Below are 26,338 nucleotides of genomic sequence, written 5' to 3' on the forward strand. Positions count from 1 at the left end.
GTGACAATTTATTGCGCTTTTTAATATATAAATCTCTGTTCTTGTCAAATTTTAATTTTTTCTGTTTGAGAAACCCGGAATGCTAGACCGAATTTTTGATTACCTCGACTTTCATTTCAGCCTTGAAGCCCTTATAGTTCTGCTGATCCTGGTGCTTTTAGAGGCGCTGTTATCTGCTGATAATGCGATCGCTCTCGCTGCGATCGCGAAAGGGTTGGAAGACAAGGAACTTGAGCGTAAAGCCCTCAACTTTGGTTTAGTCGTTGCTTATGTGCTGCGAATCTCCCTGATTCTCACTGCCACTTGGGTGCAACAATTCTGGCAATTTGAATTATTGGGCGCTGCTTATCTGCTGTGGTTGGTATTTCAACACTTTACCTCGGAAGAAACTAAGGACGAACACCATCACGGGCCGCGGTTTAATTCATTGTTGCAAGCGATACCTGTGATTGCATTTACAGATTTGGCATTTTCTTTGGATAGCGTGACAACTGCGATCGCAGTTTCTCAAGAAAAATGGCTAGTGCTGACGGGTGCAACAATTGGTATTATTACGCTGCGATTCATGGCAGGATTGTTCATCCGTTGGTTAGACGAATATGAAAACCTAGAAGACGCAGGCTATGTAACTGTGGCCTTGGTGGGTTTACGCTTGTTGTTGAAAGTGGTGAACGATAGTTTTGTTCCACCAGAATGGATCATGATTGCTGCCATCTTCCTGATTTTAGGCTGGGGATTTTCCAAGCGTGTTGGTACTGAATTACCCCAAGTAGAACCGGAAAAGAGCGAAGTCTCTAAATAAGAAGAGGGGAGAGGGAATAGGGTACAGGGTAGAGGTATAGATTATTTCCTATACCCTGTAACCTGTCCCCTAATATCTTACTCGTGCAACCAAGGTGTTAAATGTGGTTGCCAACTGACTAATTCTTCATCCTTAAACCATAGAGCTATTTCCTGTTGCGCGGTTTCTGGAGCATCAGAACCGTGGATTAAGTTGCGACCAATATTCAGCCCGAAATCACCGCGAATCGTTCCTGGCTCTGCTGTTAAGGGGTTTGTTGCACCAATAATCTTTCTAGCTGATGCAATAACGCCATCACCTTCCCATACCATCGCCACCACTGGGCTAGAAGTGATAAATTCGACTAAACTACCAAAAAAGGGACGTTCTCGATGAACACCATAGTGTTGTTCAGCCAATTCCCGGCTGACTTTCAGAAACTTTAAACCAACTAGGGTAAAACCTTTAGTTTCAAAGCGACGGATAATTTCCCCCACTAATCCCCGTTGTACTCCATCTGGCTTAATTGCTAAGAATGTACGTTCCAAAGCTATCTCCAAAAACTTAATGAATTTTTTATCTAATCAATTGTCCTTTGTCCTTTCTCCTTTGTCGTGAGTCCAAGGGTTTTCCACTAATGACCAATGACAAATGGCTAATGACTAATGACTCTTGACCAATCAGAGTTTATCTCAGAAATTATCCTTGGGTGCATATACGTTCCCAGATGAATGCGCTAAATTGTTAACTCGTGGGTGAAAAACAGAGGTTAGGAAGAAATGGGTGTTGATTCAACCGCTACATCAGATGAGGTGGTACAAGTGCCGTCCAATGGACATAAAGAAGTGAAAAATCATAAGCAAAAAAAGCTGTTACCACCTAGTACCACCACAGAAGATTTACCTCGCTCCTGGAAAATTGAGGATAGTGAAGCCTTATACCGGATTGAAGGTTGGGGACAACCTTATTTTTCCATTAGCGCTGCTGGTCACGTTACCGTAGCACCCAAGGGCGATCGCGGGGGATCTCTTGACTTGTTTGAATTGGTCAACGCCATGAAGCAGCGCAACTTGGGGCTTCCCATGTTGATTCGCTTTTCCGATATTTTGGAAGACCGGATTGAGCGGTTGAATGCTTGTTTTGCTAAAGCGATCGCCCGCTACAACTACCCTGGTGTCTACCGTGGCGTATTTCCCGTCAAGTGCAATCAAGAACGGCATTTGATTGAGGATTTAGTGAAATTTGGCAAACCGCATCAATTTGGTTTAGAAGCCGGTTCCAAGCCAGAATTAATGATTGCTCTAGCTGTTTTGGATACACCAGGAGCATTGTTAGTTTGCAACGGCTACAAAGACCGAGAATACATCGAAACGGCAATGTTAGCCCAAAGACTAGGGCAAACACCAATCATCGTCTTAGAACAGATTGAAGAGGTTGATTTGGTGATTGATGCCAATCGCCAGTTAGGTATTAAACCGATATTAGGTGTTCGTGCCAAACTCAGTACCCAAGGCATGGGACGTTGGGGAACTTCTAGTGGCGATCGCGCTAAATTTGGTTTGACAATGCCTGAAGTAATCGAGGCTGTTGACAAGTTACGCGAAGCTAACCTCCTCGATTCTTTGCAGTTGATGCATTTCCACATCGGCTCACAAATCTCTGCCATTAATGTGATTAAAGATGCCATCCAAGAAGCCAGTCGCATTTATGTGGAATTGTCGATGCTGGGGGCAGATATGAAATATCTTGATGTTGGTGGTGGCTTGGGCGTAGATTATGATGGCTCCCAAACCAACTTCTATGCATCGAAAAATTACAATATGCAGAACTATGCCAACGACATTGTGGCAGAGTTAAAAGATACCTGTGCAGAGCGGCAAATAGCCGTACCAACACTGATTAGTGAAAGTGGACGAGCGATCGCTTCCCATCAGTCGGTACTAATTTTTGATGTTCTCAGTACTAGTGATGTTCCTCTCGATTCACCAGAACCTCCACAAGAGGGAGAATCCCCAATTATTAATTATCTTTGGGAAACTTACCAATCCATCAACCAAGAGAATTATCAGGAGTTCTACCACGACGCTGCACAATTTAAAGAAGAAGCCATCAGCCGCTTCAACTTAGGAATATTACGTCTCAGAGAACGAGCCAAAGCCGAACGCCTCTACTGGGCTTGCTGTCAGAAAATTCTCAAAATCACCAGACAACAAGAGTACGTACCCGATGAACTGGAAGACCTAGAAAAAATCATGGCTTCCATCTACTACGTCAATATGTCAGTGTTTCAATCAGCACCAGATTGTTGGGCGATCGATCAGCTATTCCCGATCATGCCAATTCACCGCTTGGATGAAGAACCAACGCGGCGGGGAATTTTGGCAGACCTCACCTGCGATAGTGATGGTAAAATTGACCGTTTTATTGACCTGCGTGATGTCAAGTCGGTTTTAGAGTTGCACACTTACAAGCCCGGAGAACCCTATTATTTGGGGATGTTCTTGAATGGAGCTTACCAAGAAATCATGGGCAATTTGCACAACCTATTTGGCGATACCAACGCTGTTCATATCCAATTAACGCCTAAAGGCTACCAGATTGAACACATTGTTAAAGGTGACACCATGAGCGAAGTAGTGAGCTACGTCCAGTATGACTCCGAAGATATGGTGGAAAACATTCGCCAGCGTTGTGAGAAAGCATTAGAAGAAAAGCGTATTACTCTAGCAGAATCTCAGCGACTATTGCAAACCTACGAGCAGAGTCTCAGAAGATATACGTATCTAAATAGTTAGGGTACAGGTTAGGGTACAGGGGATAAATATGTAACCTGTACCCTGTAACCTATTCCCTATACCCTAATTTGTACTTGTTCCCAACAATTCCTCTATTGCTTGTCGCTCAACAGGGGTATGTGATGGCACTGTTTGACGGGCATCAGTAATCAGCCAGTCTAAAGCAGCAGCTTGAACATCAATGGCAGCACCAGTTTTATCTACGCAATAACGTCCAAATACTAGCTTATCGACTAACCGAACTCCGGGGCCTAGGCGCGACCATTCAAAAATCACGCTGTTTTCTACTGTTGCACCACTACATATCCAACAATTGGGCCCAATCATCGCTGGGCCAACTATCTTAGCCCCGTCTTCGATTCTCGTCATACCGCCAATGTAAACGGGGCCTGTGATATCTACTTTGTCCCAATTTACGGCAACATTTAAGCCAGTGTAAATGCCAGGGGCGACTTCATGACCAGGGATTTGGACATTTTTGATTTCACCTAGCAGCACACCGCGAATCGCCCGCCAATAGTCTGGGACTTTACCAATATCTACCCATTCAAAGTCCATAGGGATGGCATAGAAGGGAGCTTGGATTTCTACCAGTTTGGGAAACAACTGGCTACCAATGTCATATTCGATATCAGAGGGGATATAATTAAAAACCTCTGGCTCAAAGATGTAAATACCTGTGTTGATATTGGTGCTGAGGGCTTCTTCAGTTGAAGGTTTTTCTTGGAAAGCTTTGACACGCCCATCTTCGTCTGTCACCACCACACCGTAGCTAGAAACTTCTTCTTTGGGGACAGATTTCGTAATAATAGTAGCGATCGAGCCTTTAGCTCTATGCCATTTAACTGCCGCAGTTAAATCCAGGTCAATTAAAGCATCACCACATAAAACTACAAAGGTATCATCAAAAAAGGGTGAGAAGTCTTGGATGCGTCGCATTCCTCCAGCAGAACCGATTGCTTCCCCCTCTAGTTTACCGTCGTCATCAATTTTGCCTTCAAATGAATAGGCAATCTGTACCCCAAACCGCTGACCGTCACGAAAATAGTTTTCTATTTCTTCAGCCAAATGACTAACGTTGACCATAATTTGGTCAAATCCATGTTGGCGTAACAGTTCCAGCAAGAACTCCATCACTGGCTTTTGCAGGATGGGAATCATCGGTTTGGGAATTGTATAGGTAATCGGACGCACGCGAGTACCCTTGCCAGCCGCGAGAATCATCGCTTTCATAAAAATTTATTCCTCAACCACAAGCCAGTTTACTTTTATCGAGTGATACTTAATCATCAGTTTTTATTTCTGCTCTAAGTCATCCCTCCAAAGAGGGATAACAGGATTTTAATGGTTATTACAACCATAGATATACTTAGATGACAAGCGATCGCTTATCTTTTCAATTTACTCGGATTTTGGGGCTGAAGTACAAATCTGTAAATTATCTGTAGGGCTGCTTTTGCCTTTCTTAGTTCATCGGTTGCTCAAAAGGTTTGCAGGAGTTGGCTGAATCTCTAAGTAAACGAATTTTAATCTCATGGTAAAACTCCTCTTGAAATAGCTCTACTTTCGATTGAGCCGATAATAGTAGTAGTGCCCAGAAAACGCTAACTAGTTGACTGCGCTTAGACTCATGTCCAGATCCATTTTGATTAACAAGTTTGGTCTGAGTCCACAACTCTACAAGTTGTTCTAAATTTAACCAATTTTGTTCTAAACTTAGCTCTTTTGCCGACAATTTCAACACCTGCTCAAGTTCTCCAGCTACTTCTGTCAAATTTTCCTGGTGAGCTAACTCCAGTGCCTCCCGCATACTTTGGACGCTAGGCAGACGTCTGGGACGGATAGGTTTGCTGGCTTTTTCTACCAGTTTTAGTTGGTTCGCCATGATCTGCAATTGCTTAATTAACTCTTGCAGAGTCACACGGCGCTTTGGTGGCGGCATTGCCGCTGGGCGACGACGCAATTGACGTTCTAGTGGTAGACGATGACCCTGATGTGAGAGACCGTCTTCACCCAACAATAAGGCATCATCTTCTACGCCATCCAGTACATCTCCTACTGTTGACAATTGCATCAAAGTATTTGCTTTGAATAATACCAACATTGATGCTGACAAAAATGCCTGTCCAGATTGAGACAAGTCCGCTTCATAACCTCTTCCTATTGCCTCCGGTGCCATCAGTTCTAAGTAACGGTCAATCACCTCAATCACTTGGACATCCCAAGGATCAATTTCTCCCTGTTCGGCTTGGTAAATCAAAAGTGTGATTGTTTCTAATAGCTCGGAAGCTTCCATTAATGGGTTCTAAGTTAATTAATGAGAATTAAAAGATTGTAAATTCACAAAAAGCTGATTGACTATTGGCAAAGTGTGTACTCTATACCTTCGTTCGCATTTTTATTATTCAGGAATTGCTTGCTAGCAGCATCCTCTGAAATTTGTAATCAATCACCATTGTGAATTGTGAGATCAGATTGTGCAACTTTTCATTTCGGAATTGGGCATTGGACATTAGTCAATAATCAATAGTTCATCTTCCCCTGCTCCCCCTGCCTCCCCTACCCCTCTACCCTCTTAATCTGGGGGTAAGTCATGGGCAATAGTGACAGTTGATACAAAGTTACTAGACTTGCCGTTTTTGATCGCATCGAAAGTGCCTTTAATAGTACCAACAATGGGAACAGCAACAAGCGTCCCCAACAACCCAGCAATCTCAAACCCCATTAAAATAGCCACAAAAATCCAGATAGGATTCAGTCCAATAAAGTTGCCGAGTAATCTGGGAGCTAACAGGTTATCTTTAAGCTGCTGCATGAGAATCGCTGCGATCGCAACTTGAACTGCTAACCACCAATTTTGTAGCAGTACTAAAATTGTCACCAGACCAATGCCCAAAGATGCCCCGATAAAGGGAATAAGTTCTGAAATCCCAATTAATATGGCAAACAACAGGGCAAAGGGAACCTCCATTACTAAGAAAATAGGTTCAGGGTTAGCACCATGAAGAGTCCTAGCAACAACTGGCTGAGAAAGAAGTTCTGGAAATTTAGGCGATGCGGTAAGAGGATCTCCAATATTAGATGGCAAAAGATTAATCAGACCATACCAGACGCGATCGCCATATAAAAGCATATAAAATGCAAGCACAATGACTAACACTAAGTTAAGTAATCCTGACAGCAGTGTCCCAGCAAATCCTACTGCACCAGAAGCTAGCTGTTGCACCACATTTTGAATGTTGGCATTGATTTGACTGCTCACAACTCTCAGATCAATCGGCAAACGTCGTTGCTTTGCAACCATCTCAAACTGCTCTAGATTTGCTTGGCTGGCCGTTAACCAATCAGGGATATTATTTAACAGTTGGATTGTTTGGTCAATGATCAACGGCACTAGGGTAACGCCCAGAATCCCAAATAGAGTTAATGTTGCAAGTAAAACTACAATCACCGCCTGAGTAAGGGTGATCTGAGCACGTTCAAAGAACTTAACCGGGTAATTGAGGAGAAAAGCCAAAATTGTCGCAATGCTCAAGACGGTAATAGGATGCTGGAAATAGCGAAAAAGCACAGACAGCAGCCAAACATTGAGAGCGATAATCGAACCGCTCAGACCATAAATTAACAGGCGTTGAAGGGAGGCCAAACGGCGCATTTTATGCAACCTATTTTAGATATATTCTTGAAAGAATTTGTAAAATTTTTGATGGCGCTGATCATTATCTGATCATCATCATAGATATTTTTAACAAAGATATGTATAAGCGTATCTGATAGCAAGGAAACAAATCACAATGGACAAAACCATAGCTGACCTTCGCAAAGACTACACCTTGGAAGGTTTAAGCGAGCTCAAAGTAGACCTCAACCCTTTTATCCAATTTAAAAAATGGTTCGATCAGGCTTTAGCAGCACAGCTCCCTGAACCTAATGCTATGACCATTGCCACTGCCACACCAGACGGTAAGCCCTCAGCCAGAATGGTGTTACTCAAGGATTTTGATGAAAGGGGCTTTGTCTTATTCACCAATTACAACAGTCATAAAGGGCAAGAACTAGCAGAAAATCCCCAGGCGACCCTAGTCTTTTGGTGGGCAGAACTGGAGCGTCAAGTTCGAATTTCGGGGTATGTGGAGAAAGTTACTGAAACTGAGTCAGACCAGTATTTTGAAAGTCGGCCTGCTAACAGTCGCTTGGGTGCATGGGTATCTAATCAAAGCGAGGTGGTAGAAAGCCGAGAAGTCCTGGAGCGACGCTTGCAGGACTTTCAAAGCAAATATGAAAATCAGGAGATTCCTCGACCACCTCATTGGGGAGGCTTACGAGTGATCCCCACAGGAATTGAGTTTTGGCAAGGACGCTCTAGCCGTCTTCACGATCGCTTGCTCTATAGCCGTTTAGATAATGGCACTTGGAAAATTGAGCGATTGTCACCGTGAAGAAGAGGCAGGGGAGTAATCAATTCAAAATTCAAAATTTAAAATTCAAAATTAAAGAATTTCTGCCTCCTGCCTCCTCTTTATTTAATGCCCCATACCCAATGCCCAATGCCCCACATCACATTACTAGTGGGTGATTAAATTTTTAATTGCTGCCCGTGCTTCTGATAGAGATTGGGTACGGGCATCTCCCTCATTCAGGCTATTAGCGTTAATAAATTGAATGTCTGTAATCCCAATAAAACCGAAAATCGTCCGTAGGTATGGTTCTTGGAAGTCGTATGCAGCAGCAGGAGATGTCGCGCTAAAGTCGCCGCCGCGAGCTGTAATGATCACCGCCTTTTTACCCTCGACTAGCCCTCTTAAGCCTTGAGCATCTATAGCAAAAGTCCGGTTAGCGCGAACAATTTGGTCGATGTAAGCCTTAAAAGTGGAAGGTATATTGAAGTTGTACATTGGCACTCCAAAGACGTAGCGATCGGCTGCCAAAAACTCATCAATCAGTTCGTCAGAAATCCTAAGTGCCTCAGTTAATTCTGGGGTATGGGTTTCTGGTGGTGAAAATGCAGCCGCAATCCAAGCTTCATTAACGTGAGGAACTGGGTGACGCCCTATATCTCGATAGGCGATCGCATCTTCAGGATGTGCTGCTTTCCAACTACTGACGAATTCCTTAGATAGTTCTCTGGAGTGCGATCGCTCACCACGGGGGCTGGAATCAATATGTAGGATGTTGACCACCAAATATCTCCTGATTAAGCTAGGATTTACTGCTTTTACTTATTTTGAGTTTCTATTTCAAAGCATTACATTAGATACTAAAAGTAACTAGTTACTAAAGTAAAGTAGTTACCATAAAGTAACTGTCGGACTTTAAGCTAACTTATCGATGTCTGTCTCTAAAAATCCTGATGCTTGCCCTGTCAGTATTCTGATGTCTTTACTATCAGGGCCCTGGACAATGTATATACTGTGGGTGTTGTGTAATAGTGGGCCTACTCGCTTTGGTGCATTGAAGCATTTAGTCGAGGGCATCTCAACCAAAGTTCTAACAGAAAGACTGAGGATGCTTGAGGCAGCAGAGATTATTTATCGCCAGTATGAACCTACTGTCCCACCCCAAGTAACTTACGGTCTGACAGAACGTGGTCAGGAACTCATTGATGTGCTTCATCAACTCAATGCACTTGCTGAACGTTGGTATGGTAGTGACCATCTGTCTGAATGTGAAGCAAAAAAGCCGATGCATTCTCCATCGGCTTAACTGACATATAAACAGATGAATAGCCTACTGTTCTTGGATAGCTGCTGCTTTGGGAGAAAACTGAATTCTGGGATCTGGCATAAAATTGTATCTCAAGTACAATCCTGCCGAGACAAACAGGATAATTAACAACCCACCTATACCAAGGGGGCTAGGAAGCCAGAAAACAGCTTCTATGTGGTTTAGCTCACCAGGTTGGAGTTTCCACACTAATTGATTGCCATTTTTTTCTGGCTCAATTGCAGTTTCAGTTAGTCGAATATTTTTGGCTCCCCAAGGAGTCTTCAAGCTAAATTCTAAATCGAGAATTGAACCAGCATTAGCTAGAACATTACCTTTGCTGGCAATTAGAGATAGCGATCGCAAATCCAAATCATAAATCAACCGATTTCTGACTAAAAGTAAAAAATTGTTCTGCTCCAAGAGTACGTTTGATTCAATTTTCGGCAGTTCTGAGTCAGATTCGCTCTGCACAGACTTAGAGGGTTGATTAGCATGGGAGTTAAAAAATTCATTGAACTTTTCTTGCAATTCCCTACCATTGCTAAAAGGAATTCTGACGATGATTTCTTCTTGGGAAACTCGTTGTGCTTTACCCTCAAGTTGACGGGCGCGGCGTTCTATGCTATTCAACCATTCGTACACAGAATCGCCACTAAAACTGGTTAACCGTTCTCCCAATTTAATATGTTGTACTAGTTCACCACTATTTGAGTTATCAAAATTAAGCCCTACATCGTACTTTACACAGCCAGACAGTAGCAGGGATGTTAACAGCACTACCCACAGGATAGGATTTCGGATGGGGAAGACGCGGTTGATTCGATTTCGACCATTCAGTAGTAAAGGAAATTTCATTTTTGCCAGCACAAAACTAAATGGTCTGATTAATCGCCAGAAAATCTTTCTGATAATTGAATAAGTTAAAATCATAATTTTCCCTAAAAGTCAAACTTTTTAACTAATCTTGACTTCTTCGTATTGTTTGAGATTCCTGGAACACAATTTTGGTCACTCCCGGACTGGGTACTGGGCACTAGGAAAGAAAATATAAGTAAGATTTGCTTTGGCTCATCCTCATGCAAATCTTCCCAGTACCCAGTCCTTAGCCCCCTGTTCAATCCAAAATCCAAAATTGGTATCAGCCAGGGGTTCCTGAAAAACTCAACCAAACCAAGTACGAGATGGTTAAACCAATGGCAATTAGCGCTACCCAGATAAAGCGATTATCTCTGGTATTGACCTGACTAAGGTCAACGAATTCTGGCTCGGCAGATTTAGGCTTTTGCTGCACAGAAGATTTAGTAGACTTAGCAGCTACAGAAATTTTGAGTTCATTATCGGGTAGAGTGCCCAAATCGGGGATTTCGGTCATCCATTCGCTGGGTCTTTTCAGCTTTGGTGCTTTTAAAATGTAAAGCATTTGCCGCGCTTGTTTGCTGGTTTCAAAATGGGGATGGCGTTTGAGTCTTTCGCAAAGAGCGATCGCATCATCGGTGCGTCCAGCTGCTTCATAAGCTGTCACCAGATTAATTTCTACTTCACCCCCAAGGCGAGAATTACGACCTAACAAGGCACTGGCCTTTTCTAAATTTTCTACGGCTTCGCGGTATTGCCCATTTTCAAAGGCAACTTTTCCAGCCTGGTAGCGGGTTTTAGCAATTTCTAAACTTTCTGCACTCACGTTTTATACAAAAATCAGCACTGCTTTAATTTTGCCAATGCCAGCAATTTTTTTGGAATCTTTTCAAAAACTGGCAATCTAAAAGTGGATAAACTTCTAAAATTTTAACTAGGTAGATGCGATTATGATCTGATTAAAAATTCCGATATCAAATGCGGTGAGCAAAAATATGTTGAAAATCAAGCATTCGCAACTGAATTGGCTCTTAGCAGGTATGACTTTAGCAGTGATGGGTGTAGCCACTGCTCCAGCTTCCGCCCAGTCTGTGATCGTGATTGATGGTAGTTATGGAGTCAGGCAATCGCCTGCTGTTGGTTCCTTCATTTATGGTAGTCCGATTCCCACACCTATGCCTGTAGACCCAGCAACGGGACTAATGCCACAACGCAATAATTACCCCAATTATTACTATCCCCAGTTCAGGCAGAACGTGAGAAATTCCACGCTGATTAATCCAACTTTGATTAATCCGGCAATTCGAAACTCAACCATAATTAATCCGGTGATTATAGATAATTCATGGCATCGTAGACCATTTAGCGGCGGACACGGGCGATCGCGTGTTTTCATCTATCCTCGGTAGAGCAAAGAATAGGGAGTAGAGGAGGAAAACTCCTAACTCCTAACTCCTATTAGGTAAACTGCGAACCGAGAATCATCGTCCCAATCCCAACATCAGTAAAGATTTCTAGTAACAGGGCATGGGGAATGCGACCATCGATGATGTGTGCTGCACGGACTCCTTGAGCAAGCGATCGCACACAACAACTGACTTTGGGAATCATCCCACCGCTGACTATACCATCGGCAATCAACTGGCGGGCTTCGCGGATATCTACTTTTGGAATTAAAGTAGATTGGTCTTTGTAATCTTTTAAAATTCCACTGGTGTCGGTCAGTAAAATTAGCTTTTCTGCTCCTAATGCAGCAGCGATTTCTCCAGCTACAGTATCGGCGTTAATGTTATAAGCTTGCCCTGTCTCGTCTGCGGCGACGCTAGACACTACCGGAATATAGCCATTGCTAGCCAGGGTGTCCAAAATCTTGATATTGACATTACTGACTTCTCCCACAAAACCGATGCCTTCTTGACCTTGGGGGCGGGCTGTAAATAGATTACCGTCTTTACCGCAAAGTCCTACAGCCAATCCACCAGCTTGGTTAATTAGAGCGACAATTTCTTTATTAACTCGACCAACTAAAACCATTTCCACCACATCCATTGTCGCGGCATCAGTGACTCGCAAACCATTTTTAAACTGTGGTTCGATTCCCAGCTTATCTAACCAACTGTTAATTTCTGGGCCACCGCCGTGGACTACAATTGGACGCAAGCCGACGCAGGATAAGAATACAATGTCACGGATAACTTTGTCTTTGAGTGCGCTATCTTTCATGGCTGCGCCGCCATATTTAACAACAACAGTGCGACCTGCGAATTGTTGAATATAGGGTAGTGCTTCGCTTAGTACACGCACACGAGTGGCTTCATCTTGCCTGATGTATTCAGAATCGTTGACCGTCATGAGGAGCCGCCGTTAAGAGTTAAAACCTATTTCAGTAAGTGTAGAAGACTTTGTAACTCGTCACAATCTCTGATGCCAAAGTTGAGTTTGTCTGTACTGATAAACCATAGCTGTTTAGTTCGTCTCAGAAATGTGAAAATCTATAAAAGAAGGGCTAGCAACCAAAATCGAAAATTATCAGGAGAAATATGGATACACCGATTCTCAATCGGCTAATTGAAGAATTAAAAGTTATGCCTGAAGACTTGCAGTATCGAGTGCTGGAGTTTGCCCGAACTTTAGTAGGTTCGCAAATTCATGGTGTTCCAGGCAAACAATTATTAAATTTTGCAGGTACAATATCACCAAACGATATTCAGTTGATGCGCGAAGCAATTGAACAAGGTTGCGAACAGGTAGATATAGATGAGTGGTAGATACCTGCTTGACACTAATATTATTATTGCTTTATTTGCAAATGATATTAAAGTAAATAATCAGCTGGTAAATGCAGAATAAATTTTTATTCCCAGTGTTGCTATTGGTGAATTATTTTACGGTGCAAGAAAATCAGGGCGATCGCAAGGAAATTTAGAACGTATTGAGGAGTTCATTGCCAGAAATACGGTCATTGGATGCGATATAGAAACTGCCTGTAAATATGGTGAAGTTAAAAATAAATTGCGCCTCAAAGGTCGTCCATTACCCGAAAATGATGTTTGGATTGCATCTGTTGCAATTCAGTATAATTTAATTCTTGTTACGCGAGATGCTCATTTTCAAGAGGTTGAAAACCTACAAATAGTAGCTTGGTGAATACGTCTTGTACACAAGCAGCTTCAGCTTGCCTAATATATTCAGAATTGTTGACTGTCATGAGCAGCCTAACAGAGAGAGTTAAAACCTATTTCAGTAAGTGTAGAAGACTTTGTAATTCGTCACAATCTCTGATGCCCAATTTAAGTATGTTTGTACTACAATGACTCTAGCAATCTGGCTGGATTTGTCAAAATATGATTGCTTGTTGTGTAGATAAAACAGCAATAACAGTAATAGTGGCAGTATCTCTTTTGTAAGGAGATACTTTTAGTGGTGTTAATAAGCGCTTTATTTGAGTCATGGATATTAAAGAATTACTCAAACAGTATGCCTCTGGGGAAAGAAATTTTATTGGCATTAGTTTAAGGGATGCTAATTTACTAGGTATTAACTTGAGGGAGGCTAATTTAAGCAACTCTAATTTAAGACATGCGGAGTTACATGGGGCTAATCTTCAACGAACTATTCTTAAAGGAGTTGATTTAGAGGGAGCAAATCTACGCTACGCAATGCTAGATGAAGCAGATTTGAGTAATACCGATTTAACTGAATGCAATTTCCAATATGCCAGCTTAAAAAGGGCAAAATTAACAAACTGTAAAATATTGGAAAGCAGTTTAGAAGGCGCAAATTTAGAAAATGCAGAAATAGTTGATACAAGTTTTGAGGATACAAATCTTAAAAACGCTAATTTAAGTAATGCTGAGATTGCGGAAACCAGTGGTTCTCCAGAATTAAGGTTGGCTATTTTATGCAACACGATTATGCCAAGTGGTCATATTTGCAACGACAATTGTAATCCTGCTGCAATTAAACATATTTTGTTGCAACGTTACGCATTAGGAGAACGAGATTTTACAAATAATTTCAGTTATGTTGAATTAAGGCTTTCTGATTTGCGAGGAGCCGATTTAAGTGGTGTTCAGCTTCCTGATATAAAACTATGGAATGGTCTTTTAGAAGGCGTAAATCTAAGTAATGCAAATTTGAGCGGTGCTTGGTTAATTGATATTTTTTTCCAAAATGCCAACTTAGAAGGTATTAATCTTGAAGAAAGCAACTTGAGTAGCTCATCTTTTAAATCAACTAATTTAAGAAGAGCAAACTTAAAAGGTGCTAAATTCGACGTGGCTGAACATGGTTCTGCCTTAACAAACTTAACAGATACAGACTTCACAGAAGCTGATTTAAGTAATGCCAATTTAGCAAGAGCTATAGTAAGTAAAGCTAATTTTACTAGAGCTAAATTAATAAATACAAATCTAAGTAAGACTGATTTAATGCGTGCCAATTTCACCGAAGCCAACTTAACTGGAGTTAATTTTACTGAAGCACTTTACTGTTCAGAAACAATTTTTCCTACAAATGTTGATTTATCTCAAGCTATCCCAATTACCTCTGGAGTAGATTTATCTGGACATCACAAATATCTTTTATCTTGCAAAGATTTACACTCTCTTAATTTAAGTAGAGCTAACTTAAGCGGTCTTTACATGAATAATGTTAATTTGAGTGGTGTAAACCTTAATGAATCTAATCTTAGCAATACTCATTTAAGTGATGCCAATTTAAAAGGTGCAAGTTTAATAGGTGCTAACCTTGCTAAAGCTTATTTAGGTGGTGCTAATTTAAGTAATGCTGATCTTAGCTATAGCATCATGACTAATACCAATTTAGTAGGAGCATTTTATAATTCGGAAACTATTTTTCCTAATGGTAGTGATTTATCAAAAGCTATATATCTTGATTCGGGTGCAAATCTATCTAATATCTTTTTCACAAAAATTAATTTAAGTAGAGTTAATTTATCTAACGCAAACTTAAGTAATTCAATTTTAAAGTATATTGACTTAAGTTATGCAAACCTTAGTAATACTAATCTAACTAATGCCAATTTTGAAAGCGCGATTTTAGATGGTGCAAATCTGGAAGGAGCAATATTCAGTACAACTATTATGCCTGATGGTAGTGTTCGGAATAACTGATACTAAATAAATCACTGTTGCCAGATTACCCGACATAACAAGCAAGCGATCGCTGCTTCAAACATCTAGAATTATAATCATTCGTTCATTTGCACTAATTTGTCCTAGCTGTGTGATTGAGTTAAACTTCTGGTGCCGCAGCTACGCCCGTCATAGACATCGCCTGATAAAATTACAATACAAAATGCCGGAGTACTGGTTTGATAGCGCTATGCCGCTTTCACTTGATACGCAGCCTGTTGAACTGGAATTTCAATGATGAACTCTGTGCCATTGCCTGGACTAGAAACACAATTCAGAGTGCCATGATGTTTATCAACAATTACTTGACGAGCGATCGCCAAGCCTAATCCAGTTCCTTTGCCAACTCCTTTGGTGGTAAACAAATGCTCAAATATCTTTTGCTTGACATCATCTGTCATGCCAATTCCATTGTCTTTAATTCGGACAATAACTGATTGTTGATCCTCTGTTAGCCCTGTTTTGATCGTAATTCGATTTGGATGTTGTTTGAGATATTCATAACTTTGCCTTTGATTCGATTCTTCCAGAGCATCGATCGCATTTGCCAGAATATTCATAAACACCTGATTGATCTGTCCAGAAAAACAAGTAATTGCAGGAATCTTATCGTATAATCGCACGACCTCAATCGCTGGACGTAGCTCATTGGCTTTCAGGCGATATTTGAGGATCAGCAGGGTACTATCCAGTCCTTGATACAAATTAAATTGCACTGGATGCTCTGTGTCTGAGCGGGAAAACGTCCGTAAGCTGGTGCTGATATCTCCAACTCGATCTGTTGCTCCTTTCATAGACAAAATCAGTTTCGGCAAATCTTCAGCTAAAAACTCTAGGTCAATCTCCTCTGCATGGTCTTGAATATTGGATGAGGGATTAGGATAGGCTTGTTGATAATGGTGCAAATGGTTCAGCAAATCTTGGACATATTCAGTTGCGTTATTGAGGCTACCTTTAAGAAAACCGACTGGATTGTTGATTTCGTGGGCAACGCCAGCCACCAGATTGCCCAAAGCAGACATTTTCTCACTTTGAATAATTTGCATTTGAACTTGCTGCAAGTCTTGGATTGCTTTCTCTAAATCTTGGGCTTGCTGCCGTAATTGCGCTTCTGATGCCAGTAAAGCGGCTTCTGCTTCTTTGCGCTGTGCAACTTCTTGTTCAAGTTGCTGGTATGCCTCTACTCGTGTGGCGGCTGCTTGAATCGTATGGGCAAGGAATTGAATTTCGTTATCTGGCAATTCACTGGGCATAACAAAATGGTCAATGCTTTGACTGTCGGTGACGGCTTTATTCAAGCGTTGCAGGGGATGTAAGACCGATCGCTGAATCATCACTGTCATCAGTGCTAGAATCGCTGACATCCCAACAAGTAGGGTAAAGGTAGAGGTAGAGAAGGTTTTCCACGCTTGCTGTTGTAGCTCTTCGACATCAAGAATGGCGATCGTCATTCCGCGTTGGTTTGCCTGACCAAACATGGTGCTGCTAAAGGGCAAAATTTCTACTGATACGGCCTTACCATCAATTGTCGTTCTCAAACTCGTTTCTGAACCCGTTTGAGAAACCTGTTCTAATACTTGAGCCAATTCTGGATAAATCGAAGCATAGGGCGGATTTTGTAATGCCTCTCCACTCCGAGCCAGGGTTTGTCCATTGGGAGTGACGATCGCCACCTCCATGACCGTTGGTAGTGTAGCGTAGTTTTGTACCACTCGCTTGATAATGCTTCTATTCCCTAGTTCGATTAATCCTTCCGTGGAAAACCCAACCCCTTGGGTAATCGATTGGGCACGTTGTTCTAGTTCTTGCTCTAGCTTTGATTGAATCAAGAAGTAGTTCAATCCCAACGTGGTTAAGCCGACTGTTGCTAGAGAAATGCCAAAACCCATCAGTAGTTGATGGGATAAATTACTTTTAGATAACTTCTGGTTCATGATTTCCATCCTGCCATTGCTTCATTGACAAGGGTTGGATCAATCTCTACGTCTTGCCGAATCACCCGACCATGACGCGGATCTGCTTGGAGAAGTTGGACAATTTCTGCCTTTGCGGAATTGAGACGACCATCTGCTGCAAACATCCGCTTGTTCAAAGTAATATCTCCTTTTTTTAGCCCAGCATAATCACTGGCAAAAGACTCACTACTTTGTTCTAGTTTTTTTCCAACTGCGTTAAATACTTCTGTTGGCTGGGTTTCAACTGCGTGCATTACATCAAACCATGCCAGCATGAATTGTTTTAGTTCCGCTTTTTTAGCTTTGATCATGTTGTCACTCGACATCAAGATATCAATCACCAGACTGTCTACTTGTTTTGTGGTGTGAATCACATTGCCCTTGATGCTCTTCGCTGTTTCTCCTAGCATCGGTTCCCATAGCACAGCAGCATCGATCTCACCTGTCCCAATTTTCTGGGCTGCTACTTCATTGGAGTAATCCAGAATCTGAACTTCAGAGGGTTTGATTTGAAGGGCTTTTAGAGCTTCCAGCAAAATTAAATGGTTGACGGTTCCTAACTTTGCTCCTACTCGTTTAGCGCGTAGGTTTTGCAGCGATTTAATTGCTGTCTTGGCAACAATCCCATCAGCTCCAGCAGAAATATTTGTTGTGATTAACACCACGGGTTTACCATTGCCCGGATCAACCTGCATCACATCCCAGAGGGAGACAAATGCTGCATCTAATCTTCCTTGCATAACAGCCCGACTGGAATCTTGCTGGTTATCAAATCGCACAAATTCAACTTCTAGCCCGCGCTGCTTGAAGATATGTGAGGGTTGGGCATAAAGTGCAATGTCAAATCCTACCCAGCTTGTAATTCCTACCCGGAGCGGTTTGAGAGATTGGTTTTGCCCAAGACTACAGGCATTGATCACAAAAGTCAGGGAAAGGGCGATCGCAAACAAACAGAAAAAGGCAGGCTTAATACCTAACCTCAAATTTTGCTTCCACCAGATACTTAATGTGTCAATAATCTGGGCAACTTTCATGACTTACCAATCTAACTGTGGGAAAACTATACTCAAAGTTAAGAGTTCCCAAAAATATAGTTGGTATAACATCCTATGGAAAAATGTTCAAAAAACCTGCTGGAATAAGTGCAAGCTGTTATCCAGATCAAGTATTCTCTAAGAAAACTCTATGAACAAGCCTAAAGAATAAATCTCAAATATCTTACTTACAAAAAATTCGCTCTCAAGCAAGCTGTTAGTTGATTGATATTACCTTGACTGAAAAATTTAGTATCAAACTAAATTCCTGTGAAGCCATCACATATTTCTGCCAGCTAAGGGACTTCCAATTAAAAAAATAATCAATCTGTGTAGGCAGGTGAGCAAGGGGCTGGGGGAAAAGAAAAATATCATTTGAATAAATTGGGTAATTTATTCTCTGGAAGTCCCTAATAAGAAACTTGTGTTTTGAGAATGCTAGGAATTCCCTCAAGTACTAGCTTGGCAACATCTTCAGGTGTATCTCCCTCTCTTTCGGTGATGTGCAAATCGGCTTGAGAGTAAAGTGGTGTTCGTTGTTCGAGGAGCGATCGCAATTTCCCTTTAGGATCAGCATCTTGCAGCAGTGGTCTTGTGGTATCTTCAGCTAAACGGCTGTAAATTATCTCCACCGGCGTATCTAGCCACACTATCAAACCGTGGTGCAAGTAACCCCAATTTTCTCGCCGGAGTACAATGCCCCCACCAGTTGCGATAGTCAACTTTGTAAAAGCACAAACTTGTGAAAGTACGTCGCTTTCTAACTGGCGAAACCCTGCTTCACCTTCGTCGGTAAATATCTGATTGATAGATTTACCTGTTGCTTGGGCAATAACATCGTCGGTATCCACAAACCCATAACCCAATTCCTTTGCCAGTAAGCGCCCTATTGTCGTCTTACCAACGCCCATCATCCCAATTAAGTAAAGGTTGACTCCTTGTAATAAGTTGCTCACCAGTTGCTTCGCTCCAATTCTGAGTGCTGAGTCACAATTTCCAATTATAAACTTAACGACTCATACGTGCGTATTCAAGAAATGCCTGAGTTTGCCTGCGCCAACACATTTGATACTACACAACACTGGAAAAGCGATCGCAAAGCAAACATCTCAGTAATTGATTTTAAACGGGCATCAAGGCTTTTTCCTTTGCAAGCCTAAATTTCTCTATAAATATTGTTTTTAATTTCTACAAATTTATCTTCTATTTGAGTTTAATTAACTGCTGATATTACTCTTATTAATTTATTGAAAGTAACTTCTGCAATAGATTAACGATTTTTATGTGAAATTCCCATGAGTAATAAATGAAGAATTTGTAAGGAATATAGTAATTGCCCTGAAGTAACTTTGTAATTGCTGCCTAGCGATCGCTAGGCTTAACAAAAAAATTAATATAGCTTGTTTGAAACTTTATCCAAACAATATCTGTCTATTTAAATAATCCGAATTTTCCCTCTGGTGAGTAATTTTAAGTATACATAATACTGTGTTTTTACTAGTACAGGGTCATTATTCTAAAAGTTCAGTTATAACAAGCCCACCTACTTAAATGTTTCCTCTAAAGGTGTAAATAATGACTTATTTCCTGCGATCGCTCAAAAAAACCTTACCAAGTTGAAGTTTCGGCACAAAAACTACTGCGTATTTCACCCCAATAAGCCTGATGAATAAATATAGGATGGATGAGGTGTCAACCATGACTCGAATTCGTGACGTTGTACAAAAAGCTTTAGCAACTGGCTATTTGACAGTGGAAGCTGAAAATCAACTACGACAACTGTTGACAACCCGATATGACTTAGAAGATTTTAATGCTTTCATGACTTTACAAGAAGCTGCCATGACTGGTAAGGTCAAGCAGGAGTCTAGAGAGCGGTGTGGCATCAAGTAAAGACGTAGCCTGCTACATCTCATCGACGGGGGCGTTTACCATCATCCTCAAAATCATCATCATCAAAAAATTCCCAATCATCATCATCATTGGCTTGATTGGTAGTCGGCTGCTGATAAGGGGGGATGATTACCCGGTAATCAGCATCATAAACAGATTCAGTTTTTCCCGCAGCCGTATTTTTTGGTTCTCGGTAGCTGTAAGAGTAAACTGAACCAGACCGAGAACTGCTTTTGGCTTCTGATTGACGTTCGTAATTTGTTGAATCTTTAGGCTGTTGAGCTTGAGGATTAGGAGTAGCTGCTGACTCTGACTTTTCATCAAAGTTCCAATCATCATCTCTATTGCCATTTGTTTCCCAATCATCAAATACATCACTGCTAGACTCTTCATTTTTACTAGCTGCTGGTGGAGGACTGGCAGGACGAGATGTCGGTTCTTCTCTTTGAGTTGCCTTCGCACGAGTTGAAGCGGCGGTTGCTCTGTTAGAAGTTTGGCGTTGTCCTCCCCCAAAATAATTGGCTAAGTTAAACAAGGTAGCAATCAATATAGATGTGAAAGCACCAGTGGCAGTACTGAACAAAATCCATATCGCTAGTGGTAATTGTTGAGTTTGCACGCCCAAAAATACTAGCGATAGGGCAGGTGAGAAATTTTGAACTAACAACAGCGTTAGTCCTCCCAGTACTGCCACCAATAGAATTAAGCGAATTACAGCCATAGCAATTTTGTCAGTTGTCAATTATTAGTGGTCAGTTGTCAGTGGTCAGTTATGAGAGAAGGCAAGAGGCAAGGTAGGAGGCAGATTACTTTCTTTGTCTACAAGAGGCTGTGCCAACGACAAGCTCAGGAACCATAGTTCTGGGTTATTTACCCAGTTTAAAAAGAAGATACTGGTAGAGACAATACATAACGCGTTAGTGTAGCGGCACGGAGTGCGATACAAAACACCCAGACAAACCGCTCCACCTCCGCTCTTGCTTCAATCCCACGCTTTGCTTTTAAACGTGGTTTACTCTTGCCTTCTGCCGACGCTCGCGGACTCGCTAACGCTGCGCTATCCTGCCTCCTGCCTTCTACCTCCGATTACTCTTCACTGACTACTGACACTATCAGCCATCTCTATCATTACCTTTTTAGGACTATTGTGAAATTTACAATAAATCCACAGAGGGCGTTAGCGACGACCTTGCCACCGCTGAATTGGGATGCAGTCAATATCTAGTTGATCTAAAGCACGGGCAACTACAAAATCAACTAAATCCTCAATGGTTTGGGGATTATGATACCAGGCGGGAATCGCGGGGACAATTCTTACTCCAACTTCTGCTAAAGAGGTTAAATTACGGAGGTGGATGAGGCTAAAAGGGGTTTCACGCGGGACAATGACCAGCTTTCGCCCTTCTTTGAGTTGGACATCTGCTGCCCGTTCTAGTAAATCGGAACTCAAGCCAACTGCTAGCTTTGCCACTGTACTCATGCTGCATGGAATAATTATCATCCCCAGAGTGGCAAAGGAACCACTGGCAATCCCGGCTCCAACATCACCCCAAGGATGGCAGCGTAGTTTACCGGAAAGTGCGACTCCAGCTTGCTCTCGCCAAAATTGTTCTTGCCCGGTTGGTTCTGGTGGCATCCGAATTTCCTGTTCTGACTGCCAAACCATGTATGTTGATTTAGAGGCAACCAATTCAATGCTATAGTCTGCTTCTAGCAAAAATTTGATTGCGCGAACAGCGTAAATCAGACCAGATGCGCCCGATACGCCTAAAATTAAAGGTTTAGTGTTATTTGACACGTAGGGTTTAGTTTATTTTACTCATCCTCAGAGTAAGGATCTAGGTCATCAGGCTCAATGTCATTTGGTAAGTACAGGTCTGAAAGCTCTTCACTGGAATCATTGCCAGTTAATCCTTTAGCTACACCATCACTGCCGACTGTTACCAAATCAATTTGCTGACGGTAGTAATCGACACTCTTAACTTGGACGGCGACGCGATCGCCTAATCTATAAGAAGCGCGATTTTTGCGACCAAACAGTGCCTGTTGTCTGGCGCGATATTCATACCAATCATCTTTGAGAGAACTGACGTGTACCAATCCTTCTACCCTCAAAGGCACACCAGGATTACTGCTGGACTCTACCTCGGCTGCTGATACTTCAATTTCCACAAAGAAACCGTAGGATTGAACCCCGGTAATCACGCCTTGAAATACCTGACCAATGCGTTGCTTCATCAGTTGGGCTTTTTGCAGTCCAGCTAAATCGGCTTCGGCTTCTTGGACTTCTTTTTCTCGGTCGTTGATTTGGACAATTACCCTAGTTAAATCGCTTTGCAGTTCTTGTTGCAATTCTGGGGGTAAAACGTTCCAGTTAATTTCCTCATGGCTAGAGGAGTGGCGCAGGTTAACCCGCTCTCTTACACGGGTATTGCGGCGATCGCGTCCGTTTTCCAGTAGCGCGTAATACACTCTCTGCATGAGCAAATCTGGGTAACGTCGCAAGGGAGCGCTAAAGTGGACATATTGCGCTAGTGCTAGACCAAAGTGAGATCCTTTGGTGGTGCTGTACGCAGATGGCTTAAGCGTATCTTGTAATAAGTAAGTAAGAACTTGCTCAGAGGGAGATTCGCCAAAAGCTGTGGTCAAATGTTGATAATCTAAGGGTTGAATATCGACTTCTGGATCTAGTGTGAGGTCAACGCCTAAATTGACTGCCAATTTCAGCATTTCCTGGACATCTTCAACATCGGGAGTACCTTGGACTCGCCAGATAGCGGGAACACCAAGGGCATTTAAGTGAGTTGCCATCAGTTGATTAACTAGCAACACCAACTCCGTAAGTAGCGATCGCACTGGTAAATCATTCACCACCACAGCGCCGAGAATTCCCTCATCATAATAGGCGTTTTGGCTAGGTGGCAGATTCAACTGGAGGCTACCACGATTCAACCGTACCTGTTTGACGGCTGTTTGCAAGGCTTGGAGGTTTTGCAGGATTTGGGAAACTTGTGATGATTCTTGCGCTTCACCTGTAAGAATTGCTTGGGCTTGTTCAGTAGTCAGTGCAGTTTCGACATTAATTACACTGGGTTGAATTTCCCACTCTAGGACTTCTCCCGATTGAGGATCAATAGTAATTAAAAAAGAGATAGTTAAGCGATCGCTCCCAGGGACTAAAGAACAGCGTTCTACCACCGTTGGGGGCAAGATTGGCAACACCAATTCTCCCAAATACACTGATTTACCCCGTTTGAGTGCTTCTCTATCAAGGGCTTCGTCAGGTTGGACATAGTGAGAAACATCAGTGATATGAACGCCCAAAAGCCAATTTCCGGCTAAGTTTTTTTCTAAACTAAAAGCGTTTTCTATAACTTTGGTATCACCATTTACCCCTTCAATAGTCAGAGTAAACAAATTACGTAAATCCAGCCGATTTTTCAGGTCTGCTTTGAGGAGCTTTTTGGGCAACTTGGCAGATGCTTCTACGACATTATCTGGAAAAGTCCGGGAAAGGTCGTGTTTGCACGTAACTAAATCTATATCAGCAGCAGCTTCGGCATCACTGCCGAGAATTTGCACCACTCGACCAAGGGGAGGATATTGTGCCAACGGGTAACGCAAGACTTCAACGTGAACCAGGTGATCGATCGCTTCTTCTAACTTTGCCCCATTGGGTTGAATCTTGAGTTCAAACAGCAATCGATCATCTAAAGGCACAGCCCGGAAACCCGTTTCTACCTGCTTAATTCGTGCCAGTAAAGTGTGGTTAGAACGTTCGAGAATCAGCTTCACCTCCCCTTCAGGAGAGCGACGGCGACTGCCTTCTTTGAGAACTCTAACCAAAACGCGATCGCCATTCCAAGCATTACTCAGATGACTTTCGCGGATGTAAATATCCTCAGCGCCTTCTACATCTTGAATAGCGAAGCAAAACCCTTTACTAGAACAACGGAGTTTTGCCTCGATTACTCCCTCTTCTGAGACACGACGGTACTTGCCCCGTTCTTTCACTAAAATACCGATTTTTTCTAGAACATCTAAAGCAATGTGAAGTTTTTGTAAACTTTTTTCATCTTCACAGCCAAGTTTCTTTTCTAAAACCTTCCGAGCTACCAATTTATCATCGGTGAAATTGGCAAGGAGTGTAGCGATTGAAAATTCCATGCAGTGAACCGACCTTTGGTCAAAACATCATTTGTTGTTTAATCTGGTTCTTTTCTGTATATCCTCACGGCTTACAGAAACAAGCTGGAAACTAATTGTCCTGAAGTAAGGCATCCTAAGTTCTAAGGAAAGGAAGCCCGACCCAGCAAAAGCGGGAAACTACTCCCGCAGTTCCTTTGCAAGGAAGCCGACCCACGGACAACTCTGGGCGTTTACGAACTTCTCACTGCACGATCCTCTCAGAATTTGCCTGCGTTCAATTCTCTTCACCTAACCAAACTCAAGATTGCACGCCTGATTAACATTTAGCCCCGCTAGGTAGTTACGCGACGGGTTTTTGAGAAGCTGGGTTTAGAGAATCCATACTGCTCAAAAGCGCTATGCAGGGGAGCCACTGCGGTGAGGCGGTTCCCGTCGATAGCGCAGCGTTAGCGAGTTATCGAGCGTCTGGGGGACTGCCGAACCCGGAGGGTCTTCTCCAAGGGGAGACGCTAAAGCGATAGCGAGTCTGCGAGCGTCTGGGGTCTCCCGTGGAGGAGGCAGTGCGGTCTTGAGGTCTCCCCAAGTGGAGCAACTGCCGTCAAGTGGCGTGGAAACTACAGGTGTTTGATTGTCTAGAGTGAAGGTAATTTTAAGCCATTAGACTCTGATTTTTAACTAGGAGGAACTGCCGGTGAACCCAATTTTCCCACATGTAGAATCGGTAACAATTAGGTAAGCAGTTTAATAAGCAGTGAGGGCGAACCTTATCTTCATTATTGTAGATTTAGAGCGCACTTCCAGAAAATAGTTCTAGATATTGAGTTGGGTAATTAGTATAGCATTGCAGGCAATACTACCCAGACAAGCTAGCACTCGTTAAAAATTTCGTCAAAAAAGAGCTACTGCTACAATTGGGACACAAGGCAAAGCAAAAATATTACTTTAAAAGGGACTGGGGACTAGGGATTAGGATTAAAATAATTCTTTCCCAGTTTCCAGTCCCCAGTGTTCACTGAGCTTTGTCGAAGTGTCCCCAGTCCTCAACAGATTTAGATTGGTAGCAGTATTATGTTGGCTCAATTCCAGAGCTTGTATCCCAAGGGCAGTTTGATTTCTGAATTAGTGCAAATTTTTCAAGGAAAATATATAGTCCGGGCAAGCGTGCAAATTGAAGGCGTAACCCGTGCTACGGGTATGGCAGCAGCAGAAACAGTAGAAGCAGCAGAAGACCAAGCCAGAACTAGAGCGCTAATAGTTTTGGGTATTACAAATGCGCCACCAGAATCAGTGGCATTTACCTCAAATCCAATTTCCCCAACACACCTAAATCCTTCTTTAAATACCAAAGGTGGATTAAGTGAGCCTGCTGCCTATTCCTCTGGAAAAAATGAGGAGTTTGTGGATAATCAGTGGTCAGGGGTTAGCGATAAAGAAATATCTATACCGCCTTCTAAAGGACGGAACATCAAACCAGAAGTAGTAACAAGCACTAATGAACAGTACGGCTACAGCAATGCTGCACCCGTAGCAAGCGATACCTATAGCCCAGATTTAGGTCAAAACTTTCCTGTTCCCGTTAATCGGGAGCTAGAATTTGATCCCCCGGTTGAGAACTTGGAAATAACCTTTGATAACCAGGTGGAAAATCAAAGCTTTCCAGGAATTTCTGCTAATAATGTCACACCATTTACACCTCGGAATTACAGCCCTCAAGAAAATGTCACCACGCCGTCGGGGACAGGAAAGAGAAAGAAGAAAGCTGAACCCGTGGATTTATCGGATGTAATTGCGAAAACAGATGTTGAACTTCAGCGTTTAGGCTGGACACCAGAACAGGGACGGGAGCATCTGATTGAAACCTACGGCAAGCGTGGGCGTACTTTGCTGACTGAAGAAGAATTACACGGATTTCTCAAATACTTACAATCTCAACCAGACCCAATAGCGGGATTTTGATTTGTCATTAGTCATTGGTCATTTGTAAGGACTAATAGACCTTTTGCAAAAGTCTATC

25 protein-coding genes are annotated in these 26,338 nt (G+C 42.4%); 11 read left to right on the forward strand and 14 right to left on the reverse strand.

What is annotated here, in order from left to right; all coding sequences use genetic code 11:
* The first annotated feature begins 79 nt into the window (after positions 1-79).
* Positions 80-802, forward strand: a complete 723-nt coding sequence (locus H6G97_RS05055; RefSeq protein ID WP_190939601.1) for a TerC family protein — start codon at positions 80-82, stop codon at positions 800-802.
* A gap of 77 nt (positions 803-879) precedes the next feature.
* Here the strand turns inward: H6G97_RS05055 and ndk are convergent, their stop codons facing one another.
* Positions 880-1,329 carry a nucleoside-diphosphate kinase gene (ndk, locus tag H6G97_RS05060; protein ID WP_190939602.1) on the reverse strand — a complete coding sequence of 150 codons (450 nt, stop codon included), beginning with the start codon at positions 1,327-1,329 and terminating at the stop codon, positions 880-882.
* Between the two features lie 231 nt (positions 1,330-1,560).
* Here ndk and speA point away from each other — a divergent pair, with 231 nt between their 5' ends.
* Positions 1,561-3,576 (forward strand): biosynthetic arginine decarboxylase, encoded by a 2,016-nt coding sequence (gene speA / locus H6G97_RS05065; protein ID WP_190939603.1) that lies wholly within the window; start codon positions 1,561-1,563, stop codon positions 3,574-3,576.
* Positions 3,577-3,639: 63 nt separating this feature from the next.
* Here the strand turns inward: speA and H6G97_RS05070 are convergent, their stop codons facing one another.
* The 3 genes from H6G97_RS05070 to H6G97_RS05080 form a co-directional block, all read right to left on the reverse strand.
* The gene (locus H6G97_RS05070; protein ID WP_190939604.1) at positions 3,640-4,809 is read right to left on the reverse strand and encodes a nucleotidyltransferase family protein; all 1,170 of its coding nucleotides are present in this window, start codon (positions 4,807-4,809) and stop codon (positions 3,640-3,642) included.
* Positions 4,810-5,041: 232 nt separating this feature from the next.
* Positions 5,042-5,872, reverse strand: coding sequence for a segregation/condensation protein A (locus tag H6G97_RS05075; RefSeq protein WP_190939605.1), 831 nt, complete (start codon positions 5,870-5,872; stop codon positions 5,042-5,044).
* 279 nt (positions 5,873-6,151) lie between these two features.
* Positions 6,152-7,231 carry an AI-2E family transporter gene (locus tag H6G97_RS05080; protein ID WP_190939606.1) on the reverse strand — a complete coding sequence of 360 codons (1,080 nt, stop codon included), beginning with the start codon at positions 7,229-7,231 and terminating at the stop codon, positions 6,152-6,154.
* A gap of 139 nt (positions 7,232-7,370) precedes the next feature.
* Here H6G97_RS05080 and pdxH point away from each other — a divergent pair, with 139 nt between their 5' ends.
* The gene (gene pdxH / locus H6G97_RS05085; RefSeq protein ID WP_190939607.1) at positions 7,371-8,015 is read left to right on the forward strand and encodes a pyridoxamine 5'-phosphate oxidase; all 645 of its coding nucleotides are present in this window, start codon (positions 7,371-7,373) and stop codon (positions 8,013-8,015) included.
* 126 nt (positions 8,016-8,141) lie between these two features.
* On the opposite strand, the gene H6G97_RS05090 is transcribed toward pdxH, so the two are convergent.
* Positions 8,142-8,756, reverse strand: coding sequence for an NAD(P)H-dependent oxidoreductase (locus H6G97_RS05090; protein WP_190939608.1), 615 nt, complete (start codon positions 8,754-8,756; stop codon positions 8,142-8,144).
* A 148-nt stretch (positions 8,757-8,904) separates the two neighbouring features.
* Here H6G97_RS05090 and H6G97_RS05095 point away from each other — a divergent pair, with 148 nt between their 5' ends.
* On the forward strand, positions 8,905-9,279 hold the full coding sequence (locus H6G97_RS05095) for a winged helix-turn-helix transcriptional regulator (RefSeq protein WP_190939609.1): 375 nt from the start codon (positions 8,905-8,907) through the stop codon (positions 9,277-9,279).
* Between the two features lie 24 nt (positions 9,280-9,303).
* On the opposite strand, the gene H6G97_RS05100 is transcribed toward H6G97_RS05095, so the two are convergent.
* Together H6G97_RS05100 and H6G97_RS05105 are read right to left on the reverse strand one after the other, a co-directional pair.
* On the reverse strand, positions 9,304-10,212 hold the full coding sequence (locus H6G97_RS05100) for a DUF3153 domain-containing protein (protein ID WP_190939610.1): 909 nt from the start codon (positions 10,210-10,212) through the stop codon (positions 9,304-9,306).
* Between the two features lie 208 nt (positions 10,213-10,420).
* Complete coding sequence (locus H6G97_RS05105) at positions 10,421-10,963, reverse strand: tetratricopeptide repeat protein (RefSeq protein ID WP_190939611.1); 543 nt, start codon at positions 10,961-10,963, stop codon at positions 10,421-10,423.
* Positions 10,964-11,132: 169 nt separating this feature from the next.
* On the opposite strand from H6G97_RS05105, the gene H6G97_RS05110 reads away from it, so the two are divergent.
* Positions 11,133-11,546, forward strand: coding sequence for a hypothetical protein (locus tag H6G97_RS05110; protein ID WP_190939612.1), 414 nt, complete (start codon positions 11,133-11,135; stop codon positions 11,544-11,546).
* A 49-nt stretch (positions 11,547-11,595) separates the two neighbouring features.
* On the opposite strand, the gene argB is transcribed toward H6G97_RS05110, so the two are convergent.
* Positions 11,596-12,489, reverse strand: coding sequence for an acetylglutamate kinase (argB, locus tag H6G97_RS05115; protein ID WP_190939613.1), 894 nt, complete (start codon positions 12,487-12,489; stop codon positions 11,596-11,598).
* A gap of 188 nt (positions 12,490-12,677) precedes the next feature.
* Between argB and H6G97_RS05120 the strand changes: the two genes are divergently transcribed.
* From H6G97_RS05120 to H6G97_RS05130, 3 genes are all read left to right on the forward strand, one after another.
* The gene (locus H6G97_RS05120) at positions 12,678-12,905 is read left to right on the forward strand and encodes a hypothetical protein (RefSeq protein WP_190939614.1); all 228 of its coding nucleotides are present in this window, start codon (positions 12,678-12,680) and stop codon (positions 12,903-12,905) included.
* 88 nt (positions 12,906-12,993) lie between these two features.
* Positions 12,994-13,284: a type II toxin-antitoxin system VapC family toxin gene (locus tag H6G97_RS52225; protein ID WP_338421584.1), complete on the forward strand. Its 291-nt coding sequence runs from the start codon at positions 12,994-12,996 to the stop codon at positions 13,282-13,284.
* A gap of 302 nt (positions 13,285-13,586) precedes the next feature.
* A complete protein-coding gene (locus H6G97_RS05130; protein ID WP_190939615.1) occupies positions 13,587-15,272 on the forward strand; it encodes a pentapeptide repeat-containing protein in 1,686 nt (561 codons plus the stop codon).
* A gap of 209 nt (positions 15,273-15,481) precedes the next feature.
* On the opposite strand, the gene H6G97_RS05135 is transcribed toward H6G97_RS05130, so the two are convergent.
* The 3 genes from H6G97_RS05135 to H6G97_RS05145 form a co-directional block, all read right to left on the reverse strand.
* Positions 15,482-17,227: a sensor histidine kinase gene (locus H6G97_RS05135; RefSeq protein WP_190939616.1), complete on the reverse strand. Its 1,746-nt coding sequence runs from the start codon at positions 17,225-17,227 to the stop codon at positions 15,482-15,484.
* Positions 17,224-18,282 (reverse strand): ABC transporter substrate-binding protein, encoded by a 1,059-nt coding sequence (locus tag H6G97_RS05140; protein ID WP_190939617.1) that lies wholly within the window; start codon positions 18,280-18,282, stop codon positions 17,224-17,226. The genes H6G97_RS05135 and H6G97_RS05140 overlap by 4 nt, the downstream gene beginning before the upstream one ends.
* 410 nt (positions 18,283-18,692) lie before the next feature.
* Positions 18,693-19,238, reverse strand: coding sequence for a shikimate kinase (locus tag H6G97_RS05145; protein WP_190939618.1), 546 nt, complete (start codon positions 19,236-19,238; stop codon positions 18,693-18,695).
* 66 nt (positions 19,239-19,304) lie between these two features.
* Between H6G97_RS05145 and H6G97_RS05150 the strand changes: the two genes are divergently transcribed.
* Both H6G97_RS05150 and H6G97_RS05155 read left to right on the forward strand, forming a co-directional pair.
* Positions 19,305-19,442, forward strand: a complete 138-nt coding sequence (locus H6G97_RS05150) for a hypothetical protein (RefSeq protein ID WP_190939619.1) — start codon at positions 19,305-19,307, stop codon at positions 19,440-19,442.
* A 538-nt stretch (positions 19,443-19,980) separates the two neighbouring features.
* Complete coding sequence (locus H6G97_RS05155) at positions 19,981-20,175, forward strand: hypothetical protein (protein ID WP_190939620.1); 195 nt, start codon at positions 19,981-19,983, stop codon at positions 20,173-20,175.
* Between the two features lie 19 nt (positions 20,176-20,194).
* Here H6G97_RS05155 and H6G97_RS05160 read toward each other — a convergent pair whose 3' ends face one another.
* The 3 genes from H6G97_RS05160 to H6G97_RS05170 form a co-directional block, all read right to left on the reverse strand.
* Positions 20,195-20,896, reverse strand: a complete 702-nt coding sequence (locus H6G97_RS05160) for a LapA family protein (RefSeq protein ID WP_190939661.1) — start codon at positions 20,894-20,896, stop codon at positions 20,195-20,197.
* 456 nt (positions 20,897-21,352) lie between these two features.
* Positions 21,353-21,973 carry a UbiX family flavin prenyltransferase gene (locus H6G97_RS05165; RefSeq protein WP_190939621.1) on the reverse strand — a complete coding sequence of 207 codons (621 nt, stop codon included), beginning with the start codon at positions 21,971-21,973 and terminating at the stop codon, positions 21,353-21,355.
* Positions 21,974-21,990: 17 nt separating this feature from the next.
* Positions 21,991-24,342, reverse strand: a complete 2,352-nt coding sequence (locus H6G97_RS05170; protein WP_190939622.1) for a ribonuclease R family protein — start codon at positions 24,340-24,342, stop codon at positions 21,991-21,993.
* Positions 24,343-25,392: 1,050 nt separating this feature from the next.
* Here H6G97_RS05170 and H6G97_RS05175 point away from each other — a divergent pair.
* Positions 25,393-26,280: a hypothetical protein gene (locus H6G97_RS05175; RefSeq protein ID WP_190939623.1), complete on the forward strand. Its 888-nt coding sequence runs from the start codon at positions 25,393-25,395 to the stop codon at positions 26,278-26,280.
* Positions 26,281-26,338 lie beyond the last annotated feature (58 nt).

Origin of the sequence: Nostoc flagelliforme FACHB-838, from assembly GCF_014698065.1 — a bacterium.
Taxonomy (GTDB): domain Bacteria; phylum Cyanobacteriota; class Cyanobacteriia; order Cyanobacteriales; family Nostocaceae; genus Nostoc; species Nostoc flagelliforme_B.

Bases quoted from the DNA above. Each gene is read 5' to 3' on its own strand.
- argB (WP_190939613.1), bottom strand. From the start codon at position 12,489: ATGACGGTCAACGATTCTGAATACATCAGGCAAGATGAAGCCACTCGT.
- H6G97_RS05070 (WP_190939604.1), bottom strand. From the start codon at position 4,809: ATGAAAGCGATGATTCTCGCGGCTGGCAAGGGTACTCGCGTGCGTCCG.
- H6G97_RS05100 (WP_190939610.1), bottom strand. From the start codon at position 10,212: ATGATTTTAACTTATTCAATTATCAGAAAGATTTTCTGGCGATTAATC.
- H6G97_RS05135 (WP_190939616.1), bottom strand. From the start codon at position 17,227: ATGAACCAGAAGTTATCTAAAAGTAATTTATCCCATCAACTACTGATG.
- H6G97_RS05170 (WP_190939622.1), bottom strand. From the start codon at position 24,342: ATGGAATTTTCAATCGCTACACTCCTTGCCAATTTCACCGATGATAAA.
- H6G97_RS05120 (WP_190939614.1), top strand. From the start codon at position 12,678: ATGGATACACCGATTCTCAATCGGCTAATTGAAGAATTAAAAGTTATG.
- pdxH (WP_190939607.1), top strand. From the start codon at position 7,371: ATGGACAAAACCATAGCTGACCTTCGCAAAGACTACACCTTGGAAGGT.
- H6G97_RS05055 (WP_190939601.1), top strand. From the start codon at position 80: ATGCTAGACCGAATTTTTGATTACCTCGACTTTCATTTCAGCCTTGAA.
- H6G97_RS05130 (WP_190939615.1), top strand. From the start codon at position 13,587: ATGGATATTAAAGAATTACTCAAACAGTATGCCTCTGGGGAAAGAAAT.
- H6G97_RS05080 (WP_190939606.1), bottom strand. From the start codon at position 7,231: ATGCGCCGTTTGGCCTCCCTTCAACGCCTGTTAATTTATGGTCTGAGC.
- H6G97_RS05110 (WP_190939612.1), top strand. From the start codon at position 11,133: ATGTTGAAAATCAAGCATTCGCAACTGAATTGGCTCTTAGCAGGTATG.
- H6G97_RS05175 (WP_190939623.1), top strand. From the start codon at position 25,393: ATGTTGGCTCAATTCCAGAGCTTGTATCCCAAGGGCAGTTTGATTTCT.
- H6G97_RS05075 (WP_190939605.1), bottom strand. From the start codon at position 5,872: ATGGAAGCTTCCGAGCTATTAGAAACAATCACACTTTTGATTTACCAA.
- H6G97_RS05155 (WP_190939620.1), top strand. From the start codon at position 19,981: ATGACTCGAATTCGTGACGTTGTACAAAAAGCTTTAGCAACTGGCTAT.
- H6G97_RS05160 (WP_190939661.1), bottom strand. From the start codon at position 20,896: ATGGCTGTAATTCGCTTAATTCTATTGGTGGCAGTACTGGGAGGACTA.
- H6G97_RS05140 (WP_190939617.1), bottom strand. From the start codon at position 18,282: ATGAAAGTTGCCCAGATTATTGACACATTAAGTATCTGGTGGAAGCAA.
- H6G97_RS05095 (WP_190939609.1), top strand. From the start codon at position 8,905: ATGTCTGTCTCTAAAAATCCTGATGCTTGCCCTGTCAGTATTCTGATG.
- speA (WP_190939603.1), top strand. From the start codon at position 1,561: ATGGGTGTTGATTCAACCGCTACATCAGATGAGGTGGTACAAGTGCCG.